Origin of the sequence: Streptomyces sp. SUK 48 (assembly GCF_009650765.1) — a bacterium.
Lineage (GTDB): Bacteria > Actinomycetota > Actinomycetes > Streptomycetales > Streptomycetaceae > Streptomyces.
Genome location: NZ_CP045740.1, coordinates 3,552,094 through 3,567,114, shown reverse-complemented (window position 1 = coordinate 3,567,114; position 15,021 = coordinate 3,552,094). Strand labels below are relative to the sequence as shown.

Sequence of the window (15,021 nt, the reverse complement as noted above, 5' to 3'; positions counted from 1 at the left end):
CTGGACTGGTCCACCGGTACACACGATACTGCGGGCATGTCGAATCTCGAATTGGCTCCCTCCGTGATGCGGTTCTATGGCGAGACAGCGAACGAGGACAGTCGCCTGCGCACCTCGGCAGACGGGCGGATGGAGCTGGTCAGGACTCAAGAGCTCCTACGACGGTTTCTGCCCCCTGCGCCAGCTCGTGTGCTCGATGTGGGTGGAGGGACCGGGATTCACGCCGAATGGTTGGTGGAGGACGGCTATGACGTGACACTGGTAGACCCGGTTCCCCGGCATGTCGAGCACGCGTCAGCCGTGTGTTCAGCGATCGTGGGAGACGCCCGCGATCTGAACGAGCCGGACGGCAGTTTTGACGTCGTGCAGCTTTTTGGGCCGCTGTATCACCTGCCCGACCGCGAGGACCGGCGTACCGCGCTGGCGGAAGCGCATCGCGTGGTCAAGCCGGGTGGGCTGGTCGCAGCGGCGGCCATCAACCGTTACGCCTCGCTCTTTGAGCATGTGACGTACGCCCAGCTCCACAAGGAGCGAATCCGTGACTCCGTCTCCAGGATTCTTGAGACGGCTGTCTATGACGGTGTGCGTGGGTTCACCCTGTCTTACTTCCACAAGGCGGAGGAACTGGTCTCGGAGCTGGTGGAGTCCGGGCTGACTGATGTGCAGGTCTTTGGGATCGAGGGCCCGGCGTGGTCACTCGTGAAGGCAGCCGAGCAGCAGCCGGGTGAGGGGCCCACGGATGAACTGATCGCATCGGCTATGGAGGCAGCCCGTATGGCCGAGCCATACCCGGAGTTGCTCGCCGCCAGTTCGCATCTGCTAGCCGTGGGACGGGCACCCGCCGTTTCAGCGGGGGCAAGCGCTGACTGACGGCAGTGGCCACCCCCTGCGGCCAACCTCCGGCCAAGATGAAGCAAGCGGGGCGTTGGGCAGAGACGTAAGGGCAGGTCAGGAGTGGTCGCACCCAGCGAAGCGGGATGGTCTTGAAAACCGTTGTGGTGCTCCCATCGCAGTGGACAACATCTACTGGTACTGCGCGACTGAGCCCCGCGGGCCTTTGCTCCTGCCTCGAACCGGTGCCGGATTCACAGAGATCAGCCACATGCCGTTCGAGAGGGGCATGTCGCGGCGGGGGCGGTCGGGCCTGCGGCTTTGCGTAGCCACTTTGGTGCGAGCCTCGAAGATCACGCCCCAGTCTCATGGTGCACCGGGTAGGTGTGCAGACTGCCTGTCATGCTCGCTGACGGAAGGGCTTCATCCCGAAGACGCGCAACCGATACCGCAGTCACGCATGGCTGACCTGGACAAACGTCCCTCTCTAACTGTGTCCGCAAGCCCACTAGCCAAGGCGCTGGACGTCAGTAACCTCAATGTAGATACTCAGTGCATCCGAGGTGGGAGATCAGCATGGCTAAGCGAAGCCGACGGTTGACGTCCGCCCTTGTTGGCGCTGGCTCCGTTCTGGACCTGAGGGGGGCAGGGACGTACCACGCCCTGCGGAAGCTGGGGCGCAAGGCCGGACAGGGGACAGAGTGGACCAAAGTGGGGAGCGACCTGAGGCGAGCGATGGAGACAGCTCGCGCTCAGTAGGCAGTCACCTAGAGCGTGCCCCCGACTCTTCGGACGTGGCAGAGGTCCAGCAGATTGCAGACCCCCGCGTTGTGGAGCCATTGGCTGACATCCAGCGGTCTATGCGTGTGGTGCGTCGTGAACTCACGCTTCGAGGGCCTCTGCCACCGCCTGAGATGTTGGCCGGCTATGAGGAGGCTCTGCCAGGTCTCGCTGACCGGATAGTCAGTATGGCTGAGAATGAGCAAAGGCACCGCCATGAGGTGGAGCGCACCGACTTGCGTCAAGCGTACCGAGTGGCGCGCGCGGGGCAGGTTTTCGGCCTGGTCGCCTTGGCGATCATGACGGCGTTGGCGGCGTATCTCGCCTACTTGGGGCATGCCGGATGGGCTGTCGCCGCAGCCGGCATTGACGTGGCCGCAGTCGTTGGTGTCTTCGTCACCGGGCAGTTCGGCTCTGGGGGCAGCCCTGACGAGAACGATGGTGGCAAGGATGCCGAACCGTCTAATGACGCAGACCTTGTCGGGGATGGCCAGAGCCGAAAGCCAATAGACGCGGGCCGCGAGTCCGACGCCGAGTGAGGCGGCGGCGAAGGCTAAAGCGCAGAGGCACTCTCCCTGCCGGTGCCCGCCTATCGGACACCGGCCGGGAGGGCGGCGGCCGACGAAGAACCCGAAACACCCAGCCCTATTCCCCCATACGTCCCCCAGCCACGGCAGGCGAGGGAAGAGGCGCAGGCCACGCATGGTGGACGGAGCCCGCTGTAAATCTGCCGGCTCAGCCTTCCCAGGTTCGAATCCTGGCGCCGCCACAGTAAAAGAAACCCCCTCTGATCGAGTTGATTACTTGATCAGAGGGGGTTTCTCGTTGTCGGGTCCCGTTTGGTCAGCGCCAGTCGATGTCGTGGCCGAGTCTGCGGTGGTGGTTGTCGTACTGGTCGACGGCGGAACACGCACGGCAGGTCGCCCGCCCGCGGCATCACTTCGCGGCACGGCCCGGGATCTACCACTAGAATCGAACGGGTGAGCGAATATCGATCGGCGGAACCAGAGCCAGAACCGGCACCAGGAGCGCAATCGGGACCGGAACCGGGGCCCGAGCCCGGTGCGGGTGCGGCGGATCCCGGGCCGGACGATGCTGGAGCCATGGCCGGGAAACGACCCATCGTCGTCCAGCTGCCCTCACCCAGCGGTGGGCGGCGGGTCCGGGTGGACGGGGAGATCCTGGGGCTGGCGCACAACGTGCGGGACCTGGTGGAGTTCCTGCGGCGGGCCGGCCTGGAGATCGAGCCGGAGCAGGTCGCGGACTCGCCGCTGATCGACTGGCGCGGGATCGGCCCCGAGTGCTGGGAGACACGGTCGCGCACCTGAAGCGGGCGCGACCGCCGACACACCCGACCGCCGCGCACCGGCACACCCGACCACCAGCCCCGACCACCAGCACTCCCGACCACCGGCACACCCGGAGCGGGCACACTGTCGGTATGTCCTCCCGCCGCAGAACCTGCCCCGTATGCCACCGCGAGATCGCCGTCGTGGCGGGCCGCTTCGCGCGGCACGATCCGCCCGCGGCCCGGGAGGGCGCGCGACTCGTCTCCTGCGAGGGGTCCCGGCGGCAGGCGCAACTCGGCGCGGCGCAGCCGACGTTGGACGGATACGTCGTCCCCGACTTTCCCGGTCAGCTGCCGCTGTTCTGAGGCGCGCTCAACTCCCGCCGCCCAGAGGTCAGTTCCCCGCCACCGACTTCACCGCGACCGACACCGGCGTCGAACCGCCCGTCAGTTCCAGCGTCAGACCGGCCGTCGCCGAGGTGTCCACCAGCTCCGCGAGTACGGCGGCCACATCGTCCCGCGGGATCATGCCGCGCCCGGTGTGCGCCTCCAGGCGGACCAGGCCGGTGCCGGCGTCATTGGTCAGCGATCCGGGCCGCAGGATCGTCCAGTCCAGGTCCTTCTGACGGGTGACGTACGCGTCGGCCTCGCCCTTTGCGCGCAGATAGGCGTCAAACACCTCGTCCCCCTGGTGCGCGGGGTTCGCGCCCATCGAGGACACCACCACGAACCGGCGTACGCCCGCGCGCACGGCCGCGTCCGCGAACAGCACGGCCGCGCCCCTGTCCACCGTCTCCTTGCGGTCCGTACCGCTGCCCGGACCCGCGCCCGCCGCGAACACCGCCGCGTCCGCGCCCCGCAGCAGCTCCGTGACGTCCTCCACCGAGGCGGACTCCAGATCCAGCACCACCGGCTCGGCCCCGGCCGACCGCAGATCGTCGCTCTGTTCCGGCCTGCGGATGATCCCCGCGACCTCGTACCCACGCGCGGCGAGCAGCCGTTCCAGCCGCAGCGCGATCTGACCGTGACCACCAGCGATGACAATGCGCATGCTTTAGACCGTACGCCCGGACATCCCCGTCTGCCGCACGGGTTGACCCCGGGCACCCGAACCGCGGGCGGCGCTACGGCACCTCGCCCCGCCCCTGCCGCGGCAGTCCCGGCTCCGCGGCCGCCGCCGAGTTGCAGTACTCCCGCACCGCGCTCGTCCGGGCCACCACCCGGGCGCGGTGGATCACGATCCGGCTGTACGCCAGGGAGAGCGCGCCCGGCAGATGGTCGCCGCGCACGGCCAGGAGCTCGGCCGGGAACCCCGCCTCCACCCGGACCCGGGGGAGGCCCAGCGCGGCGCGTGCCGTCGCGCTCACGGCGTCGTACGCGTCCTCGGAGCCCAGACCGTGGGCGGAGGCCAGCAGGTAGGCGGCCTCCAGGGGGTCGCCGCGGCCCACGGGGTTCGACACGTCCCGCAGCGCGCCGCTGCCGGCCGCCGTCCGCACCCCGGCCGCGCGCAGCAGCCGTACCGGGGCCGTGCCCCGCCGGTCGGTGCCGCCGCAGCCGCCCTGGGGCAGGCAGACGACCGTCACCCCGGCCGCCGCGAGCTGGTCGGCGGCGCGGGAGGCCGCGTCGGCGGGCAGGCGCGCGAGACCGGCACACGGGCCGATCGTCACGCCGGGGCGCAGACCACCCGCCATCGCCGCGAGCCGGGACAGCCGGGCCGGGTCGGCGGCGTCCGTGTGCAGGTCCACCGGCAGGCCGTGCTCCGCGGCCACCTCCAGGACCGCCTCCACGTACCCCGTGGGATCCGGGTCCAGGTCCGGGCAGCCGCCCACCGCCGCGGCGCCCATCTTCGCCGCGTCCCGCAGCATCGCGAGCCCGTCCGCCCCGGCCATCCCGGTCAGCAGCCGGGGCATCGCCACCGCGGTCAGCTCCGCGAGCCCCCGCAGCGCCCGCCGGGCCTGGAGCACGGCGTTCAGCGCGCCGAGGCCCTGTACATCGCCCACGCGGACGTGCGCCCGTACGGCGGTCGCCCCGTGCCCCAGCTGGAGCAGCGTCGCCTCCGTGGCCCGGCGCCGGACGTCCTCGGGGGCACAGGAGGCCGGGCCCGGCCCCTCGGCGGACAGGGCGGTGTCGCCGTGCGCGTGCGGCTCCGCCGGGGCGGGCAGCAGCAGATAGCCGGTGAGGTCCACCCGCTGGGCGCCCGCGCGGGCCGGCCCCTGCGCCAGGCTGCCCGCGGTGCCCACGGCCTCGATCCGGCCGCCGCCCAGCCGTACGTCCACGGTCCGGCCGTCGGTCAGCCGCGCTCCGCACAGCAGCAGACCGGCCGACGGATTCGGCGAGTTCGACGGCAGGTGCGGCTGCGGCTGGCTGTCGGGCATCGCGCTCCAAGGTCGGGGGAGGGCATGGGGCCTGTGACGCGGTGTGACCGGCGACCGGGGGCTCGGGGCGCCCCAAGATCACACAGGGCGTGTCGAGCCTAGGGTGACGAACGGCACAGGTCGCGGAGGAGCGGAATAGTCGTACCGGCGTGGTTCACGGGGGGTGCGCAGGCGTCGACGCTCCCTGTGGCCCCGGGGGCGCGCGGGTCCCGCCCGCGTTCAGAGTCGGCCGCGGTCCCCGCGACGGCAACTCTCCGTGACGAACCCTCGGGCCCGATCCACCTGATCCACCGCCTCCCCGACCCGCCGCCTCGTTCCGCTTCGCCGCACCACCGTCGCCGCGCCACCGCGCGCACCCGCCCCAACGCCCCGCCCCCGCGCCACCGCGCGCACCCGCCCCAACGCCCCGCCCCCGCGCACCCTTCCGCGGCCCCGCCCGCCCGTTCACGACCCCCGCCCGAGCGCCTCACAGCCGCCCCGCGCGGCCCCCGGAGTCCCGCCCGTCAGGCCCGTCGACAGGCGTCCCGGCCCTGCGTGGATATGGATTTGGGTGAACGGCGGCGGACCGTGTAATGTCTTCATCGCTCGCCCCAATAGCTCAGTCGGCAGAGCGTCTCCATGGTAAGGAGAAGGTCAACGGTTCGATTCCGTTTTGGGGCTCTGGTGTGAGAGGTTCCCGTCGCGAGACGGGATCCGATCTCATCAAAGCGGTGTAGCTCAGTCGGTAGAGCAAGCGGCTCATAATCGCTGTGTCACCGGTTCAAGTCCGGTCACCGCTACTGACAGTAGCCGATTGTGGGGTCGGTCCTTCAATCGGCTACTCTTTCTTGCGTTGAATAAGCCCATCCGTTCGTCTTAGGAGCACTCACGTGGCTGCCACCGACGTCCGCCCGAAGATCACGCTGGCCTGCGTGGAGTGCAAGGAGCGGAACTACATCACCAAGAAGAACCGGCGTAACAACCCGGATCGACTGGAGATGAAGAAGCACTGCCCGCGTTGCAATGCGCACACCGCGCATCGCGAAACGCGATAAATAGGCTCGTCCGCGAGGCCGTCCCCTTTCGAGGGGGCGGCCTCGCGGCGTTTTCACGGTCGGGCCTCCGGCCGGCTCCGGGCCCCGGCTAGTTTGGGACCCTCACATCCAGACATCAGGAGGTGCCGGGCCATGGCGCTCGACCAGTCCTTCGTGGGACGGACCTACCCGCCCACCGCGCCCTACGAGGTGGGCCGGGAGAAGATCCGCGAGTTCGCCGAGGCCGTGGGGGAGACCAACCCGGCGTTCACGGACCCCGAGGCCGCCAAGGCGCTCGGGCACCCCGATGTGATCGCCCCCCCGACCTTCGTGTTCTCGATCACGTTCCGCGCCGCAGGCCAGGTGATCGAGGACCCGCAGCTCGGCCTGGACTACGACCGGGTCGTGCACGGCGACCAGAAGTTCGCCTACCGCCGCCCGGTCCGCGCCGGCGACCGGCTCACGGTCACCTCCACCATCGAGGCGATCAAGTCCCTCGCGGGCAACGACATCGTGGACATCCGCGGTGAGGTGCACGACGAGGCGGGCGAGCACGTCGTGACCGCCTGGACCAAGCTCGTGGCCCGCGCGGCCGAGGAGGTTTGAGCAGCTGATGACGGCGAAGATCGGCTACGACGATGTCGAGGTCGGCACCGAACTCCCGGCGCAGACCTTCCCCGTGACGCGCGCCACGCTCGTGCGCTACGCGGGTGCCTCCGGTGACTTCAACCCCATCCACTGGAACGAGAAGTTCGCCAAGGAGGTGGGGCTGCCGGACGTCATCGCGCACGGCATGTTCACCATGGCCGAGGCGATCCGCGTGGTCACCGACTGGCTCGGCGACCCGGCCGCGGTCGTGGAGTACGGCGTCCGCTTCACCAGGCCGGTCGTCGTGCCCAACGACGACCAGGGCGCCCTGATCGAGGTCAGTGCCAAGGTCGCGGCCAAGCTGGACGACAACACGGTCCGGGTGGACCTCACCGCGACCAGCGCCGGCCAGAAGGTGCTGGGGATGTCGCGGGCGGTCGTACGGCTCGCCTGACGGTATGTAAGGGGCGTCCTCCCACAGGGGAGGCGCCCCTTGCGCGTACCCAGGGCTTCTCGTGCCCAGGGCTTCTCGCACCTGGGGCCGCTTGCGTCCGTTAGTAATTGAGTACTAACTTACCGCCCATGGCCAGGATGAGTGCAGAAGAGCGGCGCGAGAGCGTCGTCCGCGCGGCGATGGAGGAGTTCGGCAGGGGTGGCTACTACGGCACCTCCACCGAGGCCATCGCCAAGCGGGTCGGCGTGTCGCAGCCGTACCTCTTCCGGCTCTTCCCGGGCAAGCGGGCGATCTTCCTCGCGGCGGCCGAACGCTGCGTGGAGGACACCATCCGCATGTTCCGCGAGGCGACCGAGGGCCTGGAGGGGGAAGAGGCCCTGCACGCCATGGCGGGGGCCTACACCACGGCGATCGCCGAGCAGCCCGCGCTGCTGATGATGCAGATGCAGATGTACCTGGCCGTCGCCGCCGCCGAGCAAGAGGGCGACCGGGAGTTCGGCGAGGCCGTACGGGCCGGCTGGATGCGGCTGTGGGACGCGGTCGATCTGCCGCTCGGCACGTGTGTGAAGGACACGACCGAGTTCATGGCCTACGGAATGCTCATCAACTGCCTGGTGGCCATGGGCTTCCCGCGCGAGCACCGCGTGTGGGACAACCTGGACACGATCCCGTTCGAACGAGGGACGGGCGGGTCGGACGCGTAGCCCCGGCCCGCGGGAGGGGCACGGTGCGCCCAGGGGCGCACGCGTGTGCGTAAAAGTTAGTCATCGATTACTAACCAAACTCGAAACTGGGAACTCATTTCCCCGGGGGAGCGATGTCACAGCAGACCGATCAGGCCCACGAGGCCCGGCAGACCCGTCGGAGCGCCGTCTGGGCCCTCCTCGTCACCAGCGTCGCCGGTTTCATGGCGGCCCTGGACAACCTCGTCGTCACCACCGCCCTGCCCGCCATCCGCAAGGACCTCGGCGGGGCGCTGGACGACCTGGAGTGGACGGTGAGCGCCTACACGCTCACCTTCGCCTGCCTGCTGATGTTCGGCGCCGCGCTCGGCGACCGGTTCGGGCGCAGGCGGCTGTTCATCGCCGGGCTCACGGTCTTCACCGGCGCCTCCGCCGCCGCGGCGATGGCCCCCGGCATCGACTCCCTGATCGCCGCCCGCGCGGTGCAGGGCGTGGGCGCGGCCGTGATGATGCCGCTGACGCTGACCCTGCTGACGGCGGCCGTGCCCGCCGCCAAGCGCGGGACCATGTACGGCATCTGGGGCGCCGTCAACGGCCTCGCCGTCGCCTCCGGCCCGCTCATCGGCGGCAGCCTCACCGAACACGTGTCCTGGCACTGGATCTTCTGGCTGAACGTTCCGCTCGGCCTGATCGCACTGCCCTTCGCCCGCTTCCGCCTCGCCGAGTCCTACGGCGCCGGCGCCCGCCTGGACGTCCCCGGCACCCTGCTCGCCAGCGGCGGCCTCTTCGGGATCGTCTACGGCCTGGTCCGCGGCCCCTCCGACGGCTGGACGGACCCGGTGGTCCTGACCGCCCTGTCGGCCGGCGGCGCACTCCTGCTCGCCTTCGTGGTCTACGGCTCCCGCGCGGCCAACCCCATGCTGCCGATGCGCCTGTTCCGCTCCCGCGCCTTCTCCGGGATCAACGCGGCGAGCATGCTGATGTTCGTCGGCATGTTCGGCTCGATCTTCCTGCTCAGCCAGTACATGCAGGGCGTCCTCGGCTACTCGCCCACCGAGGCGGGGCTGCGGATGCTGCCCTGGACCGGTATGCCGATGATCGTCGCGCCCATAGCGGGATTCCTCTCCGACCGCGTGGGCGGGCGCCCGGTCGTCGCCGCGGGCCTCCTCCTCCAGGCCGCCGGCCTCGGGTACATGGCCTGCGTCGTCACCGCCCACGCCTCCTACGGGGTCCAGCTGCCCGCCCTGATCCTCAGCGGCATCGGCATGGCCCTCTACTTCGCCCCGGCCGCCAACCTCGTGATGTCCAGCGTCCGCCCGCACGAGCAGGGCATCGCCTCCGGCGCGAACAACGCCCTGCGCGAGGTCGGCGGCGCGCTCGGCATCGCCGTCATGTCCTCGATCTTCTCCGCGTACGGCGGCTACACCTCCGCCCAGTCCTTCGTGGACGGCCTGCGCCCCGCCCTGGTCACCGGCGCCGCCGTGGTCGCCGTCGCGGCCCTGGCGAGCCTCGCCATCCCGGGCCGGGCCCGCACCACCGGCCCGAAGCCCCTGCCCGAGACCTCCTCCGCACCGGCCCTGGAACCCACCTCCGGCTGACCTCCCGTACGACGACGGCTCCGACGGCGGGCAGCGCTGTCGGAGCCGTCTCGTAGTCTTGCCCCCGTGCACGTACTCCACGACGCCCCCCTTGCCCCGCTGACCACGTTCCGCCTGGGCGGTCCCGCGCTGCGCCTGGTGACCGCCGAGACGGACGCCGAGGTGATCGACGCCGTCCGGGAGGCGGACGACGACGGGACCCCGCTGCTGATCGTCGGCGGCGGGTCGAACCTCGTCATCGGGGACAAGGGATTCGAGGGGACCGCCCTGCGCATCGCCACCCGGGGCGTCGAGCTGCGGGGGACCACCCTGGAGCTGGCGGCCGGGGAAGTATGGACCGACGCCGTCGCGCGCAGCGTCGAGGCCGGGCTCTGCGGCATCGAGTGCCTGGCCGGCATCCCCGGATCCGCGGGCGCCACGCCGATCCAGAACGTGGGGGCGTACGGCCAGGAGGTCTCCGCGACCATCTCCGAGGTGATCGCCTACGACCGGCGCGCCGGTGAGACGGTCGCGCTGACCAACGAGGAGTGCGACTTCTCGTACCGCCACAGCCGCTTCAAGGCCGACCCCGAGCGCTATGTCGTGCTGCGCGTGCGGTTCGAGCTGGAGGACGCGGGCGGGATGTCCGCGCCGGTCAAGTACGCCGAGACGGCCCGGGTACTCGGGGTCGAGCCGGGGGACCGGGTGCCGCTGGCCAGGGCCCGCGAGACCGTGCTGACGCTGCGGGCCGGCAAGGGCATGGTGCTCGACGCCGCCGACCACGACACCTGGTCGGCCGGCTCCTTCTTCACCAACCCGATCCTCACCGAGGAGCAGTTCGCCGCGTTCCGGGAGCGGGTGCGCGAGCGGCTGGGCGACGGCGTCGAGCCGCCCGCGTACCCGGCCGGCGAGGGCCGCAGGAAGACGTCCGCGGCCTGGCTGATCGACAAGGCCGGCTACACCAAGGGCTACGGCACCGGCCCCGCCCGCATCTCCACCAAGCACACCCTCGCCCTCACCAACCGCGGCGAGGCCACCACCGAGGACCTCCTCACCCTGGCCCGCGAGGTCGTCGCCGGGGTGCGCGCGGCCTTCGGGGTCACCCTGGTCAACGAGCCGGTCATGGTGGGCGTCGGTCTCTGAGCCCCGACAGGCCCTAGTTCGTCAGCCAGGCGTCCACGCCCGCCAGCAGCCGGGCCTTGGCGTCCTCCGGGGCGGCCGAGCCGCGGATGGACTGGCGGGCCAGTTCGGCGAGTTCGGGGTCGGTGAAGCCATGGACATGGCGGGCGATCTCGTACTGGGCGGCGAGCCGGGAGCCGAACAGCAGCGGGTCGTCGGCGCCCAGGGCCATCGGGACGCCCGCGTCGAAGAAGGTGCGCAGCGGCACGTCCTCGGGCTTCTCGTAGACACCGAGGGCCACATTGGACGCCGGGCACACCTCGCAGGTCACCTGGCGGTCGGCCAGCCGCTTCAGCAGCCGGGGGTCCTCCGCCGCGCGCACCCCGTGCCCGATCCGGCCCGCGTTCAGATCGTCCAGGCAGTCGCGCACCGAGGCCGGACCGGTCAGCTCGCCGCCGTGCGGGGCGGACAGCAGGCCGCCCTCGCGCGCGATGTGGAAGGCCCGGTCGAAGTCCCGCGCCATGCCTCGGCGCTCGTCGTTCGACAGACCGAAGCCCACCACGCCCCGGTCCGCGTAGCGCACCGCGAGCCGGGCCAGCGTACGGGCGTCCAGCGGGTGCTTCATGCGGTTGGCAGCGACCAGGACCCGGATGCCGAGCCCGGTCTCCCGGGAGGTGCTGTCCACCGCGTCCAGGATGATCTCCAGCGTCGGGATCAGACCGCCGAGCCGGGGCGCGTACGACGTCGGGTCCACCTGGATCTCCAGCCAGCCCGAGCCGTCCCGCAGATCCTCCAGCGCGGCCTCCCGCACCAGCCGCCGGATGTCGTCCGGCTCGCGCACGCAGGAGCGCGCCGCGTCGTACAACCGCTGGAAGCGGAACCAGCCCCGCTCGTCGGTCGCCTTGAGTTTCGGCGGCTCGCCGCTGGTAAGGGCCTCTGTCAGCATCTCCGGCAGGTGCACGCCGTACTTGTCGGCCAGCTCCAGGACGGTGCCCGGCCGCATCGAACCGGTGAAGTGCAGGTGCAGATGGGCTTTCGGCAGCTCAGAGAGATCACGTACACGCTCCATTCCCAGATCCTGCCGCACACCTGCGGTTTCCCGGTAGCCGTTTCCCTATTCGTGGTCTTGTCCGAACATGCGAACGGCGCCTCAAGCGACTCACGTGAGCCGCTTGAGGCGCCGTGACGCAGGCGAACGACGTTTCAGCCGCGCGCCTCGTCTCAGTCGCGCGCCTCGGCCAGGAGCTTCTGGATCCGGCTGACGCCCTCCACCAGGTCCTCGTCACCCAGCGCATACGACAGCCGCAGGTACCCGGGCGTGCCGAACGCCTCACCGGGGACGACCGCGACCTCGGCCTCCTCCAGGATCAGCGCGGCCAGCTCGACCGAGTCCTGCGGGCGCTTGCCGCGGATCTCCTTGCCGAGCAGCGCCTTGACCGAGGGGTAGGCGTAGAACGCGCCCTCCGGCTCCGGGCAGAGCACGCCGTCGATCTCGTTCAGCATCCGCACGATCGTCTTGCGGCGGCGGTCGAACGCCTCGCGCATCTTCGCCACGGCCGTCAGGTCACCGGAGACGGCGGCCAGCGCGGCGGCCTGCGCCACGTTGGAGACGTTCGAGGTGGCGTGCGACTGGAGGTTGGTCGCGGCCTTGACGACGTCCTTGGGGCCGATGATCCAGCCCACCCGCCAGCCGGTCATGGCGTACGTCTTCGCCACGCCGTTGACCACGATGCACTTGTCGCGCAGCTCGGGCAGCAGGGCGGGCAGCGAGACGGAGACCGCGTCGCCGTAGACCAGGTGCTCGTAGATCTCGTCCGTGAGCACCCACAGGCCGTGCTCCAGGGCCCAGCGGCCGATCGCCTCGGTCTCGGCCTCGGAGTACACCGCGCCGGTCGGGTTGGACGGCGAGACGAAGAGCACGACCTTCGTCTTCTTGGTGCGCGCCGCCTCCAGCTGCTCGACGGAGACCCGGTAGCCGGTGGTCTCGTCGGCCACGACCTCCACCGGCACACCGCCCGCGAGGCGGATCGACTCCGGGTAGGTGGTCCAGTACGGCGCCGGGACGATGACCTCGTCGCCCGGGTCGAGGATCGCGGCGAACGCCTCGTAGATGGCCTGCTTGCCGCCGTTGGTGACCAGGACCTGGGAGACGTCGGGCTCCCAGCCGGAGTCGCGCAGCGTCTTCGCGGCGATCGCGGCCTTCAGCTCGGGCAGTCCGCCGGCCGGCGTGTAGCGGTGGAACTTCGGGTTCTTGCAGGCCGCGATCGCGGCCTCGACGATGTAGTCCGGGGTGGGGAAGTCGGGCTCACCGGCGCCGAAGCCGATCACCGGTCGCCCGGCGGCCTTCAGGGCCTTGGCCTTGGCGTCCACGGCGAGGGTGGCGGACTCGGAGATCGCGCCGACTCGGGCGGAGACCCGGCGCTCGGTGGGAGGGGTTGCAGCGCTCATGGAGCCCATGCTTCCAGACCGGAAATGTCCCGGGCACACGGGTTTCACAGTCTGAACGGCATCGGGTCGAGTCCTGAACACCTATCCGAATACCCGCCCCGGCCTGGACGATCTTCGCTCAGGGGAGCTCGGGCCGACACTTTCTGTTCGACGCCGGGCCCGGGACCACGTACACTCTCACCTCGTTGGCCTCCAGCGGCCCGTCACGATCGGTGCCACCGAGCACTCGGTCGGATGCGGTACGTTGGGGACACACAAAGGGTCGTAGCTCAATTGGTAGAGCACCGGTCTCCAAAACCGGCGGTTGGGGGTTCAAGTCCCTCCGGCCCTGCTACACACACCGCCAGGATGTGTGCGCTTGTACGTACAGCAATGCACCGCCGTGCGGCTCAGTAACCGGGCGCGGCACGGCCACGACCCGGGATCAGGTGAGGATTATGACGGACGCCGTGGGCTCCATCGATACGCCTGATGCCCAGGACGAAGTGCCTGAGGCCAAGAAGGCCCGCAAGGGCGGCAAGCGCGCCAAGAAGGGTCCGCTGAAGCGTCTGGCGACCTTCTACCGCCAGATCATCGCGGAACTCCGCAAGGTCGTCTGGCCCTCGCGCAACCAGCTGACGTCGTACACCACTGTGGTGATCTTCTTCGTCGCCATCATGATCGCGCTGGTGACCGTGATTGACTATGGGCTCAACCACGCGGCCAAGTACGTCTTCGGCTGAGCCAAGAGCGAAGGGCGCCGTGGCACCGGCGCCCGTTTTCGCATGTTCCACCCCTATGTAACCAGGAAGAAGCAGCCATCGTGTCTGACCCGAACCTGAACGACGACGCCACCGAGCCTCGCGGGAACGCTGCCGAGATGGTGGACGACGAGCTCGACATCGTCGAGGGCGCGGACGAGCAGGACGAGTTCGAGGCTGCCGAGGCCGAGGCGGGCGAGCCGGCCGAGGAGGCCGCGCTGCACACCGAGGACGCGGACGACGCGGACGAGCAGGAGGCCCCCGAGGCCCCCGCCGCCGACGCCGAGGACGAGGACGCCGAGGAGGGCGACGAGGACGCCGCCGCCGAGGCCGTCGAGGAGGAGCCGGCCGCGCCGGTCGACCCCGTCCAGGCCCTGCGCGACGAACTGCGCACCCTGCCCGGCGAGTGGTACGTCATCCACACGTACGCCGGCTACGAGAACCGCGTGAAGACCAACCTGGAGCAGCGCGCCGTCTCGCTGAACGTCGAGGACTACATCTTCCAGGCCGAGGTGCCGCAGGAAGAGGTCGTCCAGATCAAGAACGGCGACCGCAAGACGATCAAGCAGAACAAGCTGCCGGGTTACGTCCTGGTCCGCATGGACCTGACCAACGAGTCCTGGGGCGTCGTCCGCAACACCCCGGGCGTCACCGGCTTCGTGGGCAACGCGTACGACCCGTACCCGCTGACCCTGGACGAGATCGTCAAGATGCTCGCCCCGGAGGCCGAGGAGAAGGCCGCCCGCGAGGCCGCCGAGGCCGAGGGCAAGCCCGCGCCGCAGCGCAAGGTCGAGGTCCAGGTGCTGGACTTCGAGGTCGGCGACTCGGTCACCGTCACCGACGGCCCCTTCGCCACCCTCCAGGCGACGATCAACGAGATCAACGCCGACTCCAAGAAGGTCAAGGGCCTGGTGGAGATCTTCGGCCGCGAGACGCCGGTCGAGCTCTCCTTCGACCAGATCCAGAAGAACTAGTCCCTTCTGGACCACCGCTTCCGAACAGGTCGGACGGGCTGATCGCAGCCCGTCTGACCTGCTCGGTTTTTGGCCGCGCATCTATACCCGTTATCGTTGTGCGGTATGCCTGCGTCCGGGTTGTCCCCGGAAGCGGGCAGGACCCGAATCG

At 70.1% G+C, this 15,021-nt stretch carries 16 protein-coding genes and 3 tRNA genes; 15 read left to right on the top strand and 4 right to left on the bottom strand.

Annotated elements, in window-relative coordinates:
* Positions 1-36: 36 nt before the first annotated feature.
* From GHR20_RS15230 to GHR20_RS15215, 4 genes are all read left to right on the top strand, one after another.
* Positions 37-870 carry a class I SAM-dependent methyltransferase gene (locus tag GHR20_RS15230; protein WP_153813463.1) on the top strand — a complete coding sequence of 278 codons (834 nt, stop codon included), beginning with the start codon at positions 37-39 and terminating at the stop codon, positions 868-870.
* A 755-nt stretch (positions 871-1,625) separates the two neighbouring features.
* Positions 1,626-2,150, top strand: a complete 525-nt coding sequence (locus tag GHR20_RS15225) for a DUF2335 domain-containing protein (protein WP_153813462.1) — start codon at positions 1,626-1,628, stop codon at positions 2,148-2,150.
* 564 nt (positions 2,151-2,714) lie between these two features.
* Positions 2,715-2,939, top strand: coding sequence for a hypothetical protein (locus tag GHR20_RS15220; protein ID WP_153813461.1), 225 nt, complete (start codon positions 2,715-2,717; stop codon positions 2,937-2,939).
* A gap of 113 nt (positions 2,940-3,052) precedes the next feature.
* Positions 3,053-3,265 carry a hypothetical protein gene (locus GHR20_RS15215; RefSeq protein WP_111586051.1) on the top strand — a complete coding sequence of 71 codons (213 nt, stop codon included), beginning with the start codon at positions 3,053-3,055 and terminating at the stop codon, positions 3,263-3,265.
* Positions 3,266-3,293: 28 nt separating this feature from the next.
* On the opposite strand, the gene GHR20_RS15210 is transcribed toward GHR20_RS15215, so the two are convergent.
* A complete protein-coding gene (locus GHR20_RS15210) occupies positions 3,294-3,950 on the bottom strand; it encodes an SDR family oxidoreductase (protein WP_153813460.1) in 657 nt (218 codons plus the stop codon).
* Positions 3,951-4,023: 73 nt separating this feature from the next.
* On the bottom strand, positions 4,024-5,274 hold the full coding sequence (locus GHR20_RS15205; RefSeq protein WP_111586053.1) for a hydrolase: 1,251 nt from the start codon (positions 5,272-5,274) through the stop codon (positions 4,024-4,026).
* 587 nt (positions 5,275-5,861) lie between these two features.
* Between GHR20_RS15205 and GHR20_RS15200 the strand changes: the two genes are divergently transcribed.
* The 8 genes from GHR20_RS15200 (at position 5,862) to GHR20_RS15165 (ending at position 10,732) form a co-directional block, all read left to right on the top strand.
* Positions 5,862-5,934 (top strand) — tRNA-Thr (locus GHR20_RS15200).
* Between the two features lie 46 nt (positions 5,935-5,980).
* A tRNA-Met gene (locus GHR20_RS15195) sits at positions 5,981-6,053 on the top strand.
* A 90-nt stretch (positions 6,054-6,143) separates the two neighbouring features.
* Positions 6,144-6,308, top strand: coding sequence for a 50S ribosomal protein L33 (gene rpmG / locus GHR20_RS15190; RefSeq protein WP_003948671.1), 165 nt, complete (start codon positions 6,144-6,146; stop codon positions 6,306-6,308).
* A gap of 132 nt (positions 6,309-6,440) precedes the next feature.
* Positions 6,441-6,893, top strand: a complete 453-nt coding sequence (locus tag GHR20_RS15185) for a MaoC family dehydratase N-terminal domain-containing protein (protein ID WP_153813459.1) — start codon at positions 6,441-6,443, stop codon at positions 6,891-6,893.
* A gap of 7 nt (positions 6,894-6,900) precedes the next feature.
* Positions 6,901-7,329, top strand: coding sequence for a MaoC family dehydratase (locus tag GHR20_RS15180; protein ID WP_153813458.1), 429 nt, complete (start codon positions 6,901-6,903; stop codon positions 7,327-7,329).
* A gap of 128 nt (positions 7,330-7,457) precedes the next feature.
* A complete protein-coding gene (locus GHR20_RS15175; RefSeq protein WP_194858888.1) occupies positions 7,458-8,033 on the top strand; it encodes a TetR/AcrR family transcriptional regulator in 576 nt (191 codons plus the stop codon).
* A 113-nt stretch (positions 8,034-8,146) separates the two neighbouring features.
* Positions 8,147-9,610 (top strand): MFS transporter, encoded by a 1,464-nt coding sequence (locus GHR20_RS15170; RefSeq protein ID WP_153813457.1) that lies wholly within the window; start codon positions 8,147-8,149, stop codon positions 9,608-9,610.
* Between the two features lie 36 nt (positions 9,611-9,646).
* On the top strand, positions 9,647-10,732 hold the full coding sequence (locus GHR20_RS15165) for a UDP-N-acetylmuramate dehydrogenase (protein ID WP_153813456.1): 1,086 nt from the start codon (positions 9,647-9,649) through the stop codon (positions 10,730-10,732).
* A 13-nt stretch (positions 10,733-10,745) separates the two neighbouring features.
* On the opposite strand, the gene GHR20_RS15160 is transcribed toward GHR20_RS15165, so the two are convergent.
* On the bottom strand, positions 10,746-11,777 hold the full coding sequence (locus GHR20_RS15160; RefSeq protein WP_111586058.1) for an adenosine deaminase: 1,032 nt from the start codon (positions 11,775-11,777) through the stop codon (positions 10,746-10,748).
* A 152-nt stretch (positions 11,778-11,929) separates the two neighbouring features.
* Complete coding sequence (locus tag GHR20_RS15155; protein ID WP_111586150.1) at positions 11,930-13,156, bottom strand: pyridoxal phosphate-dependent aminotransferase; 1,227 nt, start codon at positions 13,154-13,156, stop codon at positions 11,930-11,932.
* A gap of 258 nt (positions 13,157-13,414) precedes the next feature.
* Here GHR20_RS15155 and GHR20_RS15150 point away from each other — a divergent pair.
* The 3 genes from GHR20_RS15150 (at position 13,415) to nusG (ending at position 14,870) form a co-directional block, all read left to right on the top strand.
* A tRNA-Trp gene (locus GHR20_RS15150) sits at positions 13,415-13,487 on the top strand.
* Between the two features lie 106 nt (positions 13,488-13,593).
* On the top strand, positions 13,594-13,878 hold the full coding sequence (secE, locus tag GHR20_RS15145; RefSeq protein WP_037657517.1) for a preprotein translocase subunit SecE: 285 nt from the start codon (positions 13,594-13,596) through the stop codon (positions 13,876-13,878).
* Between the two features lie 80 nt (positions 13,879-13,958).
* A complete protein-coding gene (gene nusG, locus GHR20_RS15140) occupies positions 13,959-14,870 on the top strand; it encodes a transcription termination/antitermination protein NusG (RefSeq protein ID WP_153813455.1) in 912 nt (303 codons plus the stop codon).
* Positions 14,871-15,021: the final 151 nt, after the last annotated feature.